This is a genomic window from Serratia sp. EWG9 (assembly GCF_019913725.1).
Taxonomy (GTDB): Bacteria; Pseudomonadota; Gammaproteobacteria; order Enterobacterales; family Enterobacteriaceae; genus Serratia; species Serratia ureilytica.
Window position 1 is genome coordinate 728,088 of sequence record NZ_JADNRO010000001.1, and the last position, 16,019, is coordinate 744,106.

A 16,019-nucleotide genomic window follows, 5' to 3' on the forward strand; every position below is an offset into this window, starting at 1 on the left:
ACACTATCATTGAAGAGATAACGTTATCCATTCGGGCAGAGGCCGCCATGATTCGACTGATTATCTTATTGCTGGGCGCGCAGGCGCTGCACGGTCAGCGCCGTCTGCTGGTGCTGTTCGGTTGGCTGTGGATAGCCGCAGGGGCGCTGATGCTGTTCGACATCCTGCAGGATGGCCGGTCGGTGCTGGCGCTGGATGCGCTGGCGGTCATCCTGGCGCTGGAGGGGTTGGTGGCGGTATCCGCCGCGCTGGTGATCGGCTCTTCGGCCAGCAGGCCGGTGCTGCTGAAAGGATTGGGTTTTGTCTTTATGGCCTTTTTAATGCTGGACGTGCCCGCAGACGATAACATCGTCGCCACCGTGGTGTTTGGCAGCGCGCTGCTGCTTGACGGCGCCGTGCGCATCGCCTCCTCCACGGTGATTCAACACAGTCGATGGAAAGGCGTGGCGCTGGCGGGCAGCGGCGAGATCCTGCTTTCGTTGATGATTTTTGTCGGCTGGCCGGCGCCGCATCGGATGACGGTGCCCTTTTGCCTCGGCGTGATGATGGTGCTTTCCGGCTGGGCCTTATTGCGTATCGCCCGGAGACTGACAAGCTTCTCTCTGAATCAGCACCCCGCGCGGCAGCCACCGCACCCGGAGGATGAGACTGCGCCGCTCACGGTGTATGTCTGGACACCGATTGGTGCGGCTAAAGATCCGCGCCGGCGTTACATCGTCGACCGATACATCGCGGCGGTTGACGGCGGCGGCAATATCTCCACCGGTCACGCCGCCCTGGCGCTCGCGCCGGATGTGTATATCAGTCACTACCCGCTCAACGACATCAGCCATTCCGTTCAGGATTTCCGCCAGTTGTTGCATGCCGGCGAACAGAACAACGTCGACGGGCGTTTCCTGCCCGACCTGGCGGGCGAGATCGCCGCCTGGTGCCCCCCGGACAAGAAAATTCAATTCTACCGCTATAACCCGGCGGCGCTGCGCGCATTCTGGCTGCGTTATCGGCAGGACGCCACCTACAATCTGACCCGGCGCAACTGCTCCACCACGGTCATCGGCGCGCTCGACAGCGCGTTGGAAGGCGTGCTGGGCGATAAACATCTGTGGCGCCGCTTTCTGTTGCTGGTGCTCGATCCCAACCTGTGGATGCTGGCGGTACTGCGCAGCCGCGGCGAAAGCATGACCTGGACGCCGGGTTTGGTGCTGGACTACGCACGCATGTTGCAACAGGTCACCGAGCGTCAACACCAGCGCTGGTGGCTAAAATTGCGCGAGGTGTGGAATATCCTGCGTTTTGGCAAAAGCCAAACGCGCAGGCAAAGGTTTTAGTCTCGTCACCGGCGATGATAAAGTGTCGGGCACATTCACCCGCGCCGGCAGGAGTTAACCGTTAATGGCTTATTCGCAACGCATTGAAACCGCAATTTTTGATATGGACGGCTTGTTGATCGACTCGGAACCGCTGTGGCTGCAGGCTGAGTTGGATATCTTCGGCGCGCTGGGTTTGGATCTGTCCGACCGTCACAAGCTGCCGGACACGCTGGGGCTGCGCATCGATCTGGTGGTGAAGATGTGGTATCAGGCGATGCCGTGGCAAGGGGTTTCGCTTGATGAGGTGTCGGCGCGGATTATCGAGCGCGCCATCGAGCTGGTGCACGATACGCGCCCGCTGCTGCCGGGCGTTCAGCAGGCGCTGGAGCTGTGCCGCCGCCAGGGGCTGAACATCGGTCTCGCCTCCGCCTCGCCGCTGCACATGCAACGGCAGGTGCTGAAGATGTTCGAGCTTGAGGATTACTTCGATCAGCTGGTTTCCGCCGAATACCTGCCGTACAGCAAGCCGCACCCGGAGGTCTACCTGATCGCCGCCGAACGCCTGGGCAGCGATCCGCTGCGATGCATCACGCTGGAAGACTCGTTTAACGGCATGATCGCCACCAAGGCCGCACGCATGCGTTCCATCGTGATCCCGGCGGCCGAATACCGTCACGATCCGCGCTGGGCGCTGGCGGACCACAAACTGGACACCCTGGAACAGCTCACCCCCGCCCACTTTGCCTGACCTGCGGCGCCGGCCATCGGCGCCCTGGGTTTGCCGCTCTGCGTCATAAAAGGGATCCGCACCGCAAAATAAACGAAACACCGTTTCATTTTATTGAATTGGCATGACGTTCTCATTATGCTGCATGGCAGGGAAAGCGACGGCCCGCGGCGCGTTGTCACTGCCACGCAGCGCGGTTCAAGGCCGCCGCTTCCTCCCGCCACACGCCGAGCAACCGTCCTTTTTTCTCACCGCCATACGCCCCCCATCGCCCGCTTTTTGTTCTCGCCCGTCAAAATCGATGCTTTGTTACCCATTGCCGTAACAAGCCGTTGTAAAACAGGGAAAAATAAACAATTGGTTACAGGGTAACTGCTTCCACTACTGGGAATTTTCCCATATACTGGATAAATTAACAGTTTACCAGTCGGAATCGCAACAGCATGACCGCGGAAGGACACCTTATATTCTCTGTCGCTTGCGCGATCTTCGCCAAGAAGGCGGAAGTGACGCCAGAGCTGGCTACCGGCGACTGGTGGCACATCATACCCGCCGCGCTGCTGACCTCACTGCTGCCGGACATCGATCACCCCAAGTCGGTGCTGGGCCAGCGTCTGCGCTGGATCGCCATTCCCATCGCCCGCGCCTTCGGCCACCGCGGTTTCACCCACAGCCTGCTGGCGATCGCCGGCGGCATGGCGCTGTTTCAGCTTGATGTGCCGCGCAGTTGGCCGATCCCGGCCGACGCGCTGCACGCCATGATCATTGGTTACTTCAGCCATCTGCTGGCCGACATGCTCACGCCCGCCGGCGTACCGCTGCTGTGGCCGTGCCGCTGGCGTTTTCGCCTGCCGCTGCTCAACTCGCAAAAAGGCAATCAGTTGGAGCGCGTGCTGTGCCTCTGCCTGGTGGCGTTTGCCATCTGCTGGCAAGGTGATTTCACCCTCCCGGTGCAATCCTACGTAGAGCAAATCAGAAATATTAGACTCTGATCACAAAAAATCGCTCAACCCATCACCCATGCGTATATAAAACGAACAAAATCACACAAAAAGCTATATTAAATTCCATTTGGATATAAGTAGGCCCCTCGGCAAACTGTTACGATATTTACATCGCGACACACCTAATGGTGCGTAGTCGTTTTTATATAAGAAAGATTATTGGAGATATTGGGGATGAATCTTCCGCTCGTGATTAACGTGCTGGTGTTTGTCGCGCTCCTTTTGCTGCTGGCGCAAACCCGCCACAAGCAATGGAGCCTGGCGAAAAAAGTGCTGGTCGGCCTGGTGGTCGGCGTGGTGTTCGGTCTGGGGCTGCAGCTGGTGTACGGCGCCGACAACCCGGTACTGAAAGAATCCATCAGTTGGTTCAACATCGTCGGCAACGGCTATGTGCAACTGCTGCAAATGATCGTCATGCCGCTGGTCTTCGCCTCTATCCTGAGCGCGGTCGCCAAATTGCATAACGCCTCTTCGCTGGGCAAAATCAGCGTTCTGACTATCGGCACATTGCTGTTCACCACGCTGATCTCGGCGCTGGTGGGCGTGCTGGTCACCAACCTGTTCGGCCTGACCGCCGAAGGCCTGGTGCAGGGGGCGCAGGAAAGCGCGCGCCTGACGGCGATCCAGACCAACTACGTGGGTAAACTGGCCGATCTGACCGTGCCGCAGATGGTGCTGTCGTTCATCCCGAAAAACCCGTTCGCCGATCTGACCGGCGCCAGCCCGACCTCGATCATCAGCGTGGTGATTTTCGCCACCTTCCTCGGCGTGGCGGCGCTGCAGCTGCTGAAAGACGACAAGCCGAAAGGCGAGCGCGTGCTGGTGGCTATCGATACCCTGCAGGCCTGGGTGATGAAGCTGGTGCGTCTGGTCATGAAGCTGACGCCGTACGGCGTGCTGGCGCTGATGACCAAAGTGGTCGCCGGCTCCAACATTCACGACATCGTCAAGCTCGGCAGCTTCGTGGTGGCCTCCTACATCGGTCTGGCCATCATGTTCGTGGTACACGCCATCCTGCTGGCCTTCACCGGCGTGAACCCGCTGAAGTTCTTCCGCAAGGTGTGGCCGGTAATCACCTTCGCCTTCACCAGCCGCTCGAGCGCCGCCAGCATTCCATTGAACGTGGAAGCGCAGACTCGCCGCCTGGGCGTGCCGGAATCCATCGCCAGCTTCTCGGCGTCGTTCGGCGCCACCATCGGCCAGAACGGCTGTGCGGGCCTCTACCCGGCGATGCTGGCGGTGATGGTTGCGCCGACCGTCGGCATCAACCCGCTGGATCCGGTGTGGATCGCCACCCTGGTCGGCATCGTCACCCTCAGCTCCGCCGGTGTGGCGGGCGTGGGCGGCGGCGCCACCTTCGCCGCGCTGATCGTGCTGCCGGCGATGGGCCTGCCGGTGACGCTGGTCGCGCTGCTGATCTCGGTCGAACCGCTGATCGACATGGGCCGTACCGCGCTGAACGTCAACGGTTCCATGGCGGCGGGCACCATCACCAGCCAACTGATGAAACAAACCGACAAAGCCGTGATGGACAGCGAAGACGAAGTCGAATTGGCTCACCGTTAACGCCTTCCGCGAACGAAAAAACCGGGGATGATCCCCGGTTTTTTTATGCCCTGCGTTCGGTCGTTACGGCCGCTCGCCGTTCGCCAGCCGCCGGTTGATATCGGCGATCACACCCGGCAATTGCGCCAGCGTGTCTATCACATAGTGCGCGCCCGCCGCGTACAGCTTATCGGCGGCGGCCGTGCGGCGGCGCTCGATCTCCCCTTGTGGCATTTGGCGATACTCCTGCCAGGTCGCGCCAAACTCGTTGCCGGACAGCGCCAGCCCGACGCTCCACATCCCGGCGTTCAGCCCTTCGGCAATGCCCGGCACCGCGTCATCCACCTTCACGCAATGCGTCACCGCATCGATGCCCAGCGCAATCACGTTTTGCAACGCCATCCACGGCCCCGGTCGCCCGCCGGCCGCGAGATCGTCGGTGGCGACCCAGTAATCCGGCGCGTAGCCGCGCTGCGCCGCGGCAGGCGCCAGCACCGCCATCACCGCGCGCGGATAACCGGAGCAGGAGCCGATTTTGATGCCCTGTTCACGCAGAGCGGCAATCACCTGCGGCACGCCCTCGATGGGATCGGCGAAGTCGATCACTTTGGCGATTTGTAGCGGCATAAACGCCTGATACAGCGCGTCGATGTCTTGATGGCTCATCGAGCGGCCCAGCTTCTGCCGCCAGCGCGCGTCAACCGCCGGCAACTTGCCCAGCGCCTCGATGTGTTGCCATTTGCCGAGCCCCATCGGAATGCGCGCTTCCTCCAGGCTGATGTCGATATCGAAAGTGCGTTTGAACGCCTCGACGAAAATCTGCGTCGGCGCAAAGGAGCCGAAGTCCACCGTGGTGCCGGCCCAGTCGAGGATCACTGCCTTGATCTGTTTCATGGTCAATCCTTATTGATTCCAGTACATCGCCTGCCCGACGGCCGCCAGCAATCGTTCGATATTCTGCGGATAAATTTCGCCGATGTTGCCGATGCGGAAGCAGTCGCTCTGCGACACTTTGCCGGGATAAATCACGAAGCCTTGCTGCTTCAGGCGCTGATAAAACTCGGCGAAGCGGTAAGTGTCGGCCTTCGGCGAATAGAATGCCGTGATGATCGGCGAATGCAGCGCATCGTCCAGCAGGGTCTCAAAGCCCAGTTCACGCATGCCCGCCACCAGCCGACGCTGATTGGCGTGATAGCGGTGGTGGCGCGCGGCAATGCCGCCCTCTTGTTCCAGCTCTTTCAGCGCCTGCGCGAAGGCCAGCACGGTGTGAGTGGGCGACGTAAAGCGCCATTTGCCGGCCTGGTCTTCCATACAGCGCCACTGGGCATACAAATCCAGCGACAGCGAGCGCGAACGGCCGGCGCATTTCTCCAGTTCGCTGCGGCGGGCGATGACGAAAGCAAAGCCCGGCACACCCTGAATGCATTTGTTGGCGGAGCTGATCAGAAAATCGATGCCCAGCGCGTCCACATCCAGCGGGATGCCGCCGAAGCTGCTCATCGCATCGACGATAAAGGTCTTGCCGTTGCGCGCCGCCAGACCGGCGACCTTCTGCAGCGGGTTGAGCATGCCGGTGGTCGTTTCACAGTGCACCATGGCGATATGGCTGATGCGCGCATCGCTTTTCAGCACCGCCTCCATCGCCGCCACGTCCGGTTCGTTCACCTCGCCGCAGTCGAACGCGTGGTGGTCGATATCCATCAGCCGCGCCATTTCGATCATCCGCGCCCCGTAGGCACCGTTGTTGACGATCAGCAGCTTGTCGTGCGGGCCGATGACCGTGCCCAGCACGCCCTCTACTGCAAAGCTGCCGCTGCCCTGCAGCAGCACCGAGGTATAGCCGGCGGACGGCGTCGCCAGCGCCACCAACCGTTGGCGAATGCGCTGCACCACGCCGAGGTTGTAATCTTCATCCCAGGTGCAGCTGTCATACAGCATCGCCTCTTTCACCGTTTTCGACGTGGTCAACGGGCCGGGGGTCAACAGCAGGTAGTTACGGTCGGACATGTTATTCACCTATTGGTCTATACCAGATCGCGCTGATTGTGGCGGCAAATTCCTTCCCAGGTCAAACGGCAAAGCGCGGTGAAACAAAAAATTCATCTGGCTATGTATAATAAGCGGGCCGGAATGCCAGGCCGATGCCATAGCGAGATGAAATGAAAGAACATCCGGGCGATATGCCCCACTATCTGCAGATCAAGGATCAGCTTCAGGCGCGCATCACCCGCGGCGCGCTGCAGGCCGGCGACAAGCTGCCTTCGGAGCGCGAGCTGTGCGCCATCTTCTCCACCACCCGCGTCACCATCCGCGAGAGCCTGGCGCAGTTGGAAGCCACCGGCGCCATCTACCGCGCCGATCGTCGCGGCTGGTTCGTCACGCCGGAGCGGCTGTGGCTGGATCCGACGCAAAACACCAACTTCCACCGTCTCTGTCAGGAGCAAGGGCGCACGCCACGCACCGCGCTGCTGTCCGGCGAAAAAACCACGGTGCCGCTCGACGTGATGCAACCGCTGGCGCTCGAACCGTTCGATCAGGTGTATCTGCTGCGCCGGGTGCGCTATGCCGACGGCCGCGCCATCTGCTATTGCGAGAACCACTGCCTGCCGCAACGGGTGCCGGAACTGCTCAGCCACGATCTCAACGGCAGCCTGACCGAGGTTTATCAGCAGCATTACGATTTGATTTACAGCAACATGCACCTGTCGTTCTACCCGACCGCCCTGCCTTATCGCGCCGCCAACGCGCTGGGTGCCATGGTCGGCCTGCCCGCGTTGCTGCTGCGCCGCTTGAATTACGATCAGCACGGCCGCATTCTCGATTTCGATATCGAATACTGGCGCCACGACAGCCTGCGCATCGAGGTCGATACGCTTTAACTCCCTGCCCAACGGGGCCTGCGCAGCAGGCCCGCCTTTCTCTCCCGCGTCGTCCTCCCCGTTTCCGGCAATGATATTTTGCTGATTTCATTTGTTTGTCATATTCGCCGATTAGCGTGGCCGCATATCTGGTGTATACCAGTTTCGCATTAACCCGTAACAGTGAGGCTGAAGCTATGAAACTTTCTCGACTGGTCGTGATGACCGCCATCGCACTCGGCGCCGCGCCGCTCTGGGCCGCCGAGGCGGTGGTGACCGTCTACTCCGCCGATGGTTTGCACGACGGCGATCACAGCTGGTATCAAACGCAGTTCGACGCCTTCACCCAGGCGACCGGCGTCAAGGTGCAGTACGTCGAAGGCGGCTCCGGCGCCATCGTGGAACGCCTGTCGAAAGAGCGCAGCAACCCGCAGGCCGACGTGCTCGTGACGCTGCCGCCGTTCATTCAACGCGCGGCGGCGGAAAGACTGCTGCAGGACTTTACCCCGCAGGCGACCGCGCAAATCGCCGATGCGCAACCGCAGTTCGTGCCGCTGGTGAACAACTACCTGAGCTTCATCTATAACGCCAAACTGCTGCCGCAGGCGCCCGCCAGCTACCAACAGCTGCTGGACGCGCAGTTCCGCAATAAGCTGCAGTACTCCACGCCGGGCCAGGCGGGTGACGGCACTGCGGTGATGCTGCAGGCGTTCCACAGCTTCGGCGGCAAAGACGCCGGTTTCGACTACCTCGGCAAGCTGCAAAGCAACAACGTCGGCCCTTCCGCCTCCACCGGCAAGCTGACCGCGCTGGTCAATAAAGGGGAGCTGCTGGTGGCCAACGGCGATCTGCAGATGAACCTGGCGCAGATGCGCAGCAACCCGAACGTGAAGGTGTTCTGGCCGGCCGGGCCGGACGGCAAGCGCAGCACGCTGGTGCTGCCTTACTACATCGGCCTGGTGCAAGGCGCGCCGCAAAGCGCCAACGGCAAAAAGCTGATCGATTTCCTGCTGAGCAAAGAGGCGCAGAGCAGCGTCAGCGCCATTTCCTACGGCATGCCGGTGCGTAAAGACGTGACCCCGACCGACGATAACTTCAGGCAGTCGCAGGCTGCGCTGCAGGGCGTGGATATCTGGGCGCCGGACTGGAATCAGGTGGTGAGCAGCCTGTCCGCCGACATTTCCCGCTGGCACAAGGTGACAGAATGACGCTGACCATGCCTTCTCTTCTCGCTTCCCGCGCTGAGGCGCGGGATAACAGCCGGGACATCGCCGGGCCGTCGGGCATTCAGCTCGACCGCGTCAGCGTGTCGTACCGCGGCACCGAAGTGCTGAAACCCCTGACGCTCACCATCGCGCCCGGCGAAGTGCTGGCGCTGATCGGCCCCTCCGGCTCGGGCAAAACCACCGTACTGCGAGCGATTGCCGGTTTCGTGCAGCCGTCCGCCGGACGCATCGCCATCGGCGATATCGATGTCACCGACGTGCCGCCCTATGAACGCGGCCTGGGCATGGTGGTGCAGAACTATGCGCTGTTTCCGCATATGCGCGTCGAAGACAATGTGGCGTTCGGCCTGCGCGCCCAGGGCAAGCCGCGCGGCCTGACCGCCGAGCGCGTCGAAGAAGCGTTGGCCATCGTCGGCATGTCCGCCTACGCCAGGCGCTATCCCAGCCAGCTTTCCGGCGGCCAGCAACAGCGGGTGGCGATCGCCCGCGCCATTGCGGTGCGCCCCAAAGTGCTGTTGCTGGATGAACCGCTGTCGGCGCTGGACGCGCAAATCCGCCACAGCATGGTGGAAGAGATCGCCCGCCTGCACCGCGAGCTGCCGGATCTGACCATCCTGTACGTCACCCACGATCAGGGCGAAGCGCTGACGCTGGCGGACAAGATCGGCATCATGCGCGACGGCCACCTGATCGCCCACGGCGAAACCCGCGCGTTGTACCACCATCCGACGAACCGCTTCGCCGCCGAGTTTCTCGGCCGCGCCAACCTGCTGCCGGCCACCGCGCTGGAGACCACCACCGGGCAAGGCATGACCACCGTCAGCTGCGCCGGCAAAGTGATCGGCTGTTTCACCTACGGCGCACAACGCGGCTTCGACAAGCTGCTGTGCATCCGGCCGCAGCATATTGCGCTCGATGCCGACGCCCAGCGCAGCAACTGCCTTATCGGCACGCTGCGCGATATTCATTGGCAGGGTGAACTGACGCACCTGCAGTTCGACGCGCAAGGCCACCCGCTGCGCGTGGTCACCACCCATCGCAGCCGGATGCCGCAGATCGGCGAACGGGTGCCGCTCTATTTCGCCCCCGACGATGCGGTACTGATCGAGGACTGACATGACCGACTCTACGCTTATTCGCCCGGCCCAGCGGCTGCGTTTGCCGCGCCGCCTGTGGATCCTGTTGCCGCTGCTGGCGCTGGCGACGCTGTTTTTCTACCCGCTGGCGTTGATCGTCAAACAGGCGTTTACCGACGACCAAGGGCTGTTCAGCGCCGCTGCGCTGCAGCAGGCGTTCGAATCACGTCGCTTTGTCGGCGCCCTTCTCAACACGCTGCAGATCGCGCTGCTGGCGACGCTGGGCTGCCTGGTGCTCGGCACCCTGCTGTCGCTGCTGCTGGTGTTCACGCCGTTCCCCGGCAGCCGTCTGATCGCCCGGGTGATCGATACCTTTATCGCCATGCCGACCTTCCTCATCACGCTGGCCTTCACGTTCATCTACGGTTCCGCCGGCCTGCTGAACGGCACGCTGATGGCGACCTTTGGTTTCACCCTGCCGCCGGTGGATTTTCTTTACTCCATTTGGGGGGTGATCCTGGCGGAAATCACCGTGTTTACCCCGCTGGTGATGCGCCCACTGATGGCGGCGCTGTCGCAGATCGACCGCAGCCAGCTCGAGGCCGCCAGCATCCTCGGCGCCCGGCCGGGACGGGTGGTGCGCCAGGTGATTTTACCGGCCGCGCTGCCGGCCTTGCTGGCCGGCGGCAGCCTGTGTTTGTTGTTGACCACCAATGAGTTCGGCATCGTGCTGTTTATCGGCGCCAAGGGCGTCACCACGCTGCCGATGATGGTCTACGCCAAAGCGATTTTGGAATCGGACTACGCCGTCGCCTGCGCGATCGCCGTCGTGAATATCGCGCTGTCGCTCGGGCTGTTCTCCCTTTACCGCTACGCCGCGGCGCGCGCCGGGCTGAGGAACTGACGATGTTGATTTGGTCTCGCACCGGACGCACCCTGACCTGCACACTGGCGGTCACGCTGTTCGCCCTGTTCTTCTGCCTGCCGCTGGCGGTGATCCTGATGTCCAGCCTCAGTGAACAGTGGAGCGGCGTGCTGCCGAGCGGCTTCACCCTCAGCCACTTCCGCCAGGCGTTCAGCGGCGCCTCCTGGGACGCGCTGATCGCCAGTCTGGCTATCGGTTTCAGCGCCAGCCTGTTCGCGTTGTTGTGCGGCACCTGGGCGGCGTTGGCGCTGCGCCACGTGCCTGAACGCGGCCGACGGCTGCTGGGCACGCTGTTTTTCATTCCCAGCGCGGTGCCTTCGGTCTCTATCGGTTTGGGGATGCTGGTGGCGTTCAGCCAGGGGCCGCTGCAGATGAACGGCACCTTCCTGATCGTGCCCGCCGCCCACTTCGTGCTGATTTCCGCCTTTACCTTCGGCAACGTCATGGCCGGGCTGACCCGGCTGCCTGACGACTACGAGAACGTCGCCGCCAGCCTGGGCGCTTCGCCGCTGTTTCGCCTGCGCCACGTCACCCTGCCGATGATCGCCCCCTACATGATCTCCGCCTTCGCGCTCAGCCTGTCGCTGTCGATGGGGGAGCTGGGCGCGACCATGATGATCTACCCGCCAAGCTGGGCGACGCTGCCGGTCACCATTTTTAGTCTGACCGATCGCGGCAGCATCGCCAATGGCGCAACGCTGACCATGATCCTGGTGGCGGCCACGCTGGTGCTGATGTTGGTGCTGGAGCGGATTTCTCAGCGGTTGACGCCCGGCGCGAAATAACAGCAAGGCGCCGTCATGACGGCGCCTTGCTCATCGAAACGCAGGTCAGAACGGGTAGTCGTGATAGCCCTGCTGTTCGGAAATGCGTCGGGCGGCGACGTGCAGCAACGCCACATACTCCTCCCGCGCCGCTTCGGAAAAGCGCAGCGTCGGGAAAGAGATGCTCAGCCCGGCGATCGCCACCCCGAACCTGTCAAAAACCGGTACCGCGATGCAGCGGATCCCCGCTTCTTGCTCTTCGGCATCTTCGCCGTATCCCTGCGCACGCACCCGATCCAGCACCGGCAACAGTTCGGCGGCGCTGGTCAGGGTATGCTCGGTGCTGCGGGTAAATTCAATCTGCGACAGGATCTGCGCCACCTCATCCCGCTCGCGCCAGGCCAGCAGCACCTTGCCGATGGCGGTGCTGTGCAGAGGGTTGCGGCGGCCGATGCGCGAATACATGCGCAGGTTGTACATTGCGTCGATCTTGTGGATGTAGACGATGCCATCCTCGTCCAGGGCGCCGAGGTGGATGGTTTCACGGGTATGATTCGACAGCTCGCGCATCTGCACGTCGGCGCTACGGATCAGATCGACGTTCTGCAACGATTTGGCGCCCAGTTCGAACAGCTTGAGCGTCAGCGCATACTTTTCCGTCTCGCCCTCCTGTGAAACGTAACCCAGCGCTTTCATGGTCTGCAGAAACCGGTAGACGGTGCTTTTAGACATCATCACCCGCAGGGACAGTTCGGTAATGCCTATCTCGCGCTCATCGCCGAGCGCCTGCAAAATGCCGAACACTTTCATCACGGATGAGACGGCATCCGGTTGCTTGTCTGAATCTGCGTTAGCCATGGCGAATACCCTACTTAACGGTTTTGTTTCAGGAAATTTAAACAAGGGTTTCAGTATAATCGGAACAGATCGCGACGCGCAACGCAGCTGAAGGCTAAGCGATTGAAGCCAAATGAATAACCGCCTGCCGCTCACCGCCGTTTACAATTAAGCGGACAAGGGGCATGCAATCGCAGGCGAATATGATTAGCATGATAATACTCTCCTGAATAAATACCGCTGAGACCTGCATGCGTCCTTGTTCCGACGGCCTCCCCGTCCCGCAACGCTATGGGGCGATCCTCGCCATCGCCCTCGGCATTACCGTATCCGTGCTCGACGGCGCGATAGCCAACGTGGCGCTGCCCACCATCGCGCGCGATCTCAACGCCAGTCCGGCCAGTTCCATCTGGGTGGTTAACGCCTATCAACTGGCGATCACCGTCTCTTTGCTGTCGCTGGCGTCGCTCGGCGATCTGGTCGGCTATCGCCGCATCTATCAGGCTGGATTGCTGGTGTTCAGCATCACCTCACTGTTCTGCGCCCTGTCCGACTCGCTGCTCACCCTGACCATCGCCCGCGTGCTGCAGGGCTTTGGCGCCGCCGCCATCATGAGCGTCAACACCGCGCTGATCCGCATCATCTACCCGCAGCGTTTTCTCGGCCGCGGCATGGGCATCAACTCGCTGATCGTCGCCTGCTCCTCGGCGGCCGGGCCGACGGTGGCGGCCGCTATCCTGTCGGTCGCGTCCTGGCAATGGCTGTTCGCCATCAACCTGCCGATCGGCATCGTCGCGCTGCTGCTGGGGATGAAATTCCTGCCGGCCAACGGCCAAAAAAGCGATAACCGCCGTTTCGATCCCACCAGCGCCGTGCTGAACGCGCTGACCTTCGGCCTGCTGATCACCGCCATCAGCGGCTTCGCCCAGGGCCAGAGCCTGACGCTGATCTTCAGCGAGATCGCCGCGCTGCTGGCGATTGGCGCGGTGTTCGTACGCCGCCAGCTGCGCCAGGAATTTCCGTTGCTGCCGGTCGATCTGCTGCGCATTCCGATCTTCGCCCTGTCGATGGGCACCTCAATCTGCTCGTTTGCCGCGCAAATGCTGGCGATGGTGTCGCTGCCGTTCTTCTTGCAAAGCGCATTGGGCCGCGACGAGGTGGCGACCGGGCTGCTGCTGACGCCGTGGCCGCTGGCGATCGTGGTGATGGCCCCGATCGCCGGCCGGTTGGTGGAACGCGTGCATGCCGGCCTGCTGGGGTGCATCGGGCTGGCGGTGTTCGCGCTCGGGCTGTTCTCGCTGGCGCTGCTGCCCGCGGCGCCGTCGAATATGGACATCATCTGGCGCATGGTGCTGTGCGGCGCCGGTTTCGGCCTGTTCCAGTCGCCCAACAACCACACCATCATCTCCGCCGCGCCGCGCAACCGCAGCGGCGGCGCCAGCGGCATGCTGGGCACTGCCCGTCTGCTGGGACAAACCTCGGGAGCCGCGCTGGTGGCGCTGATGTTCAACCTGTTCCCGACCTCCGGCACCCACGCTTCACTGATCCTGGCTGGGGTGTTCGCCACCCTGGCGGCGGCCGTCAGCAGCCTGCGTATCACTCAACCGACGACGCAAACGGCGCAGCCCAGCCGTGAGGTGAAATAGCGCACATAAAAGAGCCGAGCCCCCATCGATTGTAAAACCGACGGGACCAGCACTGGCGGCCGGGCCGCGTCGGGTGCGGTGCCGGGAGCATGGCAGGCCAGGCGTCAGTCGCCGCGCCTCAACGGGCTGCGGCCTTGTCGTAAACAGGCTAAATAGGCGTCGTCATCCGGATACCAGCCAACAAGGCGTTGGCCGTCGTTATCCATCCCCTCGAAGGCCTTGAGCAGGCCGGGGGCGAACATGCGCTTTATCAGATCTTCGGATTGCGCGCTGTCGATGCGGCAGTCGCAGCGCGTCTCTCCGTCAACCTGAACGAAGTTCTGCAACGAAGCGAAACATCGCGCGTCGAGGTCGCCATGAACATGGATAAACTCCCCCGTTTCTACCAGGGTGAGCGCGGTCAGGTCTCCCCCCACCACGAACGCGCCGTCGTTTCCTGAGCTGCAATAGGCATGGCGTATGCGGACATCGTCACGCACGACCAGTCCGCCCCAGCAAATCAGCGTATCCGCCTGCAGCCGCCCCAGCACAACAATGCCGCCGTCCTCTCGCTGCGGTGACACCGCCAGGCATCCCTCCACGATCACATCGCCGTCCACGATCAGGTAATCGTAATCGTGGCCGTCGTGCTCATCGGGGAAAAACGCCGGCAGGCGCAGATCGCCTGAATGCCAGCGAATAACCGGCGGTTCATCATCGTCATCATGCCGGTTCAACAATTCCGCAACCGCATCGGCGACACCGCCAGCCAATGCGGCCAGGCGCGCCGGCACCTCATCACCGTTGAGTAAGGGAAGGTGGTTGATTTTCATAGGGCCTCAGGGACAAATGTCATTGTGCCAGAGCATATAACATGTGCTTCCAAAGCCAAACAGGCGGTCGTGACCGGGCCCGATGCGGCTTGCCCTCTCACCGGGTGATCTGGCACCGCGCCTGCCCAGGCTGAGAGGCCGAAAGACGCGGTTTGCAGGTAGGCTTCAGGGACTTCGGGCGCTGCTGCACGGCATTAACGCCCGCAAACTTCGCTGAAGCGCTCACCCCATTCATTGCCGAATTTCATTGTTGAATCCGTCGCCGCCGCTGAAATAGCGGTTCAGGCATGCCATAAAAAAACCCCGGCAAGCCGGGGTTTTTCATTTCATTCAGCCGATTACTTCAGGTACTGACCGGTGCGCAGCGCTTCGATGCGCTTGTCGAGCGGCGGGTGCGACATGAACAGCTCGCTGAACGACTTGGATTTGCCGTTGATGCAGAACGCCATCATGCTGCCCGCTTCCTGCGGTTCATAGCTGGTTTTCAGACGCTGCAAGGCGGCGATCATCTTCTCGCGGCCCACCAGTTTGGCGGAACCGGCGTCGGCATAGAATTCGCGGTGACGCGAGAACCACATGGTGATGATGCTCGCCAGGATGCCGAACACCAGTTCCAGCACCATCGACACGGCGAAGTAAATCATCGGGTTGCCGTTGCCTTCCCCTTCACCGTCGCGGTTGCCCAGGAAGCCGGCGGCAACCTGTGCGATCAGGCGCGAAATGAAGATGACGAAGGTGTTCACGATCCCCTGGATCAGGGTCATGGTCACCATATCGCCGTTGGCGACGTGGCTGATTTCGTGCGCGATAACCGCTTCCGCTTCGTCGCGGCTCATGCTCTGCAGCAGGCCGGTGCTGACGGCGACCAGCGAAGCGTCGCGCCGTGCGCCGGTGGCGAAGGCGTTGATGTCCGGCGCGTGGTAGATAGCGACCTGCGGCATGGCGATGCCCGCCTGCTGCGATTGACGGCGCACCGTTTCCAGCAGCCAGTTTTCGGTTTCGTTACGCGGCTGTTCAATCACTTCCCCGCCCACGGAGCGCAGCGCCATCCATTTGGACATCAGCAACGACACGAAAGCGCCGCCGAAGCCGAACAGACCGGCCATGATCATCAGGCCCTGAACGCTACTGGATTGGATTCCTGTCAGGCTGAGCACCAGCCCGAAAACCAACATCACCGCCAGGTTGGTGAGCAGGAACAGAGCTATACGCATCATAAAATGTTTACTTCCTCATAAATGTTAACAAAACACTGTCCAGATACCCTGGATCGTATGGGCATTCGTCAC

General features: G+C 61.8%; 15 protein-coding genes. 10 read left to right on the forward strand and 5 right to left on the reverse strand.

The window, feature by feature from the left end:
* Positions 1–47 precede the first annotated feature (47 nt).
* The 4 genes from ITX55_RS03415 (at position 48) to ITX55_RS03430 (ending at position 4,607) form a co-directional block, all read left to right on the forward strand.
* On the forward strand, positions 48–1,328 hold the full coding sequence (locus ITX55_RS03415) for an HdeD family acid-resistance protein (RefSeq protein ID WP_046686946.1): 1,281 nt from the start codon (positions 48–50) through the stop codon (positions 1,326–1,328).
* A 64-nt stretch (positions 1,329–1,392) separates the two neighbouring features.
* Entirely contained in the window at positions 1,393–2,058 is a 666-nt protein-coding gene (gene hxpB, locus ITX55_RS03420) for a hexitol phosphatase HxpB (RefSeq protein WP_108680597.1), read from the forward strand.
* Positions 2,059–2,480: 422 nt separating this feature from the next.
* Entirely contained in the window at positions 2,481–3,029 is a 549-nt protein-coding gene (locus tag ITX55_RS03425; RefSeq protein ID WP_033642861.1) for a metal-dependent hydrolase, read from the forward strand.
* Between the two features lie 186 nt (positions 3,030–3,215).
* Positions 3,216–4,607: an L-cystine transporter gene (locus tag ITX55_RS03430; protein ID WP_033652470.1), complete on the forward strand. Its 1,392-nt coding sequence runs from the start codon at positions 3,216–3,218 to the stop codon at positions 4,605–4,607.
* Between the two features lie 63 nt (positions 4,608–4,670).
* Here the strand turns inward: ITX55_RS03430 and phnX are convergent, their stop codons facing one another.
* Both phnX and phnW read right to left on the reverse strand, forming a co-directional pair.
* Entirely contained in the window at positions 4,671–5,480 is an 810-nt protein-coding gene (phnX, locus tag ITX55_RS03435) for a phosphonoacetaldehyde hydrolase (RefSeq protein ID WP_108680595.1), read from the reverse strand.
* A 9-nt stretch (positions 5,481–5,489) separates the two neighbouring features.
* Complete coding sequence (phnW, locus tag ITX55_RS03440) at positions 5,490–6,593, reverse strand: 2-aminoethylphosphonate--pyruvate transaminase (RefSeq protein WP_108680593.1); 1,104 nt, start codon at positions 6,591–6,593, stop codon at positions 5,490–5,492.
* A 152-nt stretch (positions 6,594–6,745) separates the two neighbouring features.
* Here phnW and phnR point away from each other — a divergent pair, with 152 nt between their 5' ends.
* The 5 genes from phnR to ITX55_RS03465 all read left to right on the forward strand — a co-directional run bounded on the left by phnR (position 6,746) and on the right by ITX55_RS03465 (position 11,456).
* Positions 6,746–7,465: a phosphonate utilization transcriptional regulator PhnR gene (gene phnR / locus ITX55_RS03445; protein ID WP_069100110.1), complete on the forward strand. Its 720-nt coding sequence runs from the start codon at positions 6,746–6,748 to the stop codon at positions 7,463–7,465.
* Between the two features lie 176 nt (positions 7,466–7,641).
* Entirely contained in the window at positions 7,642–8,652 is a 1,011-nt protein-coding gene (locus tag ITX55_RS03450) for a 2-aminoethylphosphonate ABC transporter substrate-binding protein (RefSeq protein WP_108680592.1), read from the forward strand.
* A gap of 8 nt (positions 8,653–8,660) precedes the next feature.
* Positions 8,661–9,785 carry a 2-aminoethylphosphonate ABC transport system ATP-binding subunit PhnT gene (phnT, locus tag ITX55_RS03455; RefSeq protein ID WP_046898635.1) on the forward strand — a complete coding sequence of 375 codons (1,125 nt, stop codon included), beginning with the start codon at positions 8,661–8,663 and terminating at the stop codon, positions 9,783–9,785.
* 1 nt (position 9,786) lies between these two features.
* Positions 9,787–10,650: a 2-aminoethylphosphonate ABC transporter permease subunit gene (gene phnU, locus ITX55_RS03460; RefSeq protein WP_042784336.1), complete on the forward strand. Its 864-nt coding sequence runs from the start codon at positions 9,787–9,789 to the stop codon at positions 10,648–10,650.
* A gap of 2 nt (positions 10,651–10,652) precedes the next feature.
* Positions 10,653–11,456 (forward strand): ABC transporter permease, encoded by an 804-nt coding sequence (locus ITX55_RS03465; RefSeq protein WP_047026220.1) that lies wholly within the window; start codon positions 10,653–10,655, stop codon positions 11,454–11,456.
* Positions 11,457–11,501: 45 nt separating this feature from the next.
* On the opposite strand, the gene kdgR is transcribed toward ITX55_RS03465, so the two are convergent.
* Positions 11,502–12,293 carry a DNA-binding transcriptional regulator KdgR gene (gene kdgR, locus ITX55_RS03470; protein ID WP_108680590.1) on the reverse strand — a complete coding sequence of 264 codons (792 nt, stop codon included), beginning with the start codon at positions 12,291–12,293 and terminating at the stop codon, positions 11,502–11,504.
* Between the two features lie 230 nt (positions 12,294–12,523).
* Here kdgR and ITX55_RS03475 point away from each other — a divergent pair, with 230 nt between their 5' ends.
* Positions 12,524–13,918 (forward strand): MFS transporter, encoded by a 1,395-nt coding sequence (locus tag ITX55_RS03475; RefSeq protein WP_089191607.1) that lies wholly within the window; start codon positions 12,524–12,526, stop codon positions 13,916–13,918.
* Between the two features lie 104 nt (positions 13,919–14,022).
* Here the strand turns inward: ITX55_RS03475 and ITX55_RS03480 are convergent, their stop codons facing one another.
* Together ITX55_RS03480 and htpX are read right to left on the reverse strand one after the other, a co-directional pair.
* Complete coding sequence (locus ITX55_RS03480) at positions 14,023–14,730, reverse strand: hypothetical protein (protein ID WP_108680586.1); 708 nt, start codon at positions 14,728–14,730, stop codon at positions 14,023–14,025.
* Positions 14,731–15,068: 338 nt separating this feature from the next.
* Positions 15,069–15,947, reverse strand: coding sequence for a protease HtpX (gene htpX / locus ITX55_RS03485; protein ID WP_033652481.1), 879 nt, complete (start codon positions 15,945–15,947; stop codon positions 15,069–15,071).
* Between the last annotated feature and the right edge of the window lie 72 nt (positions 15,948–16,019).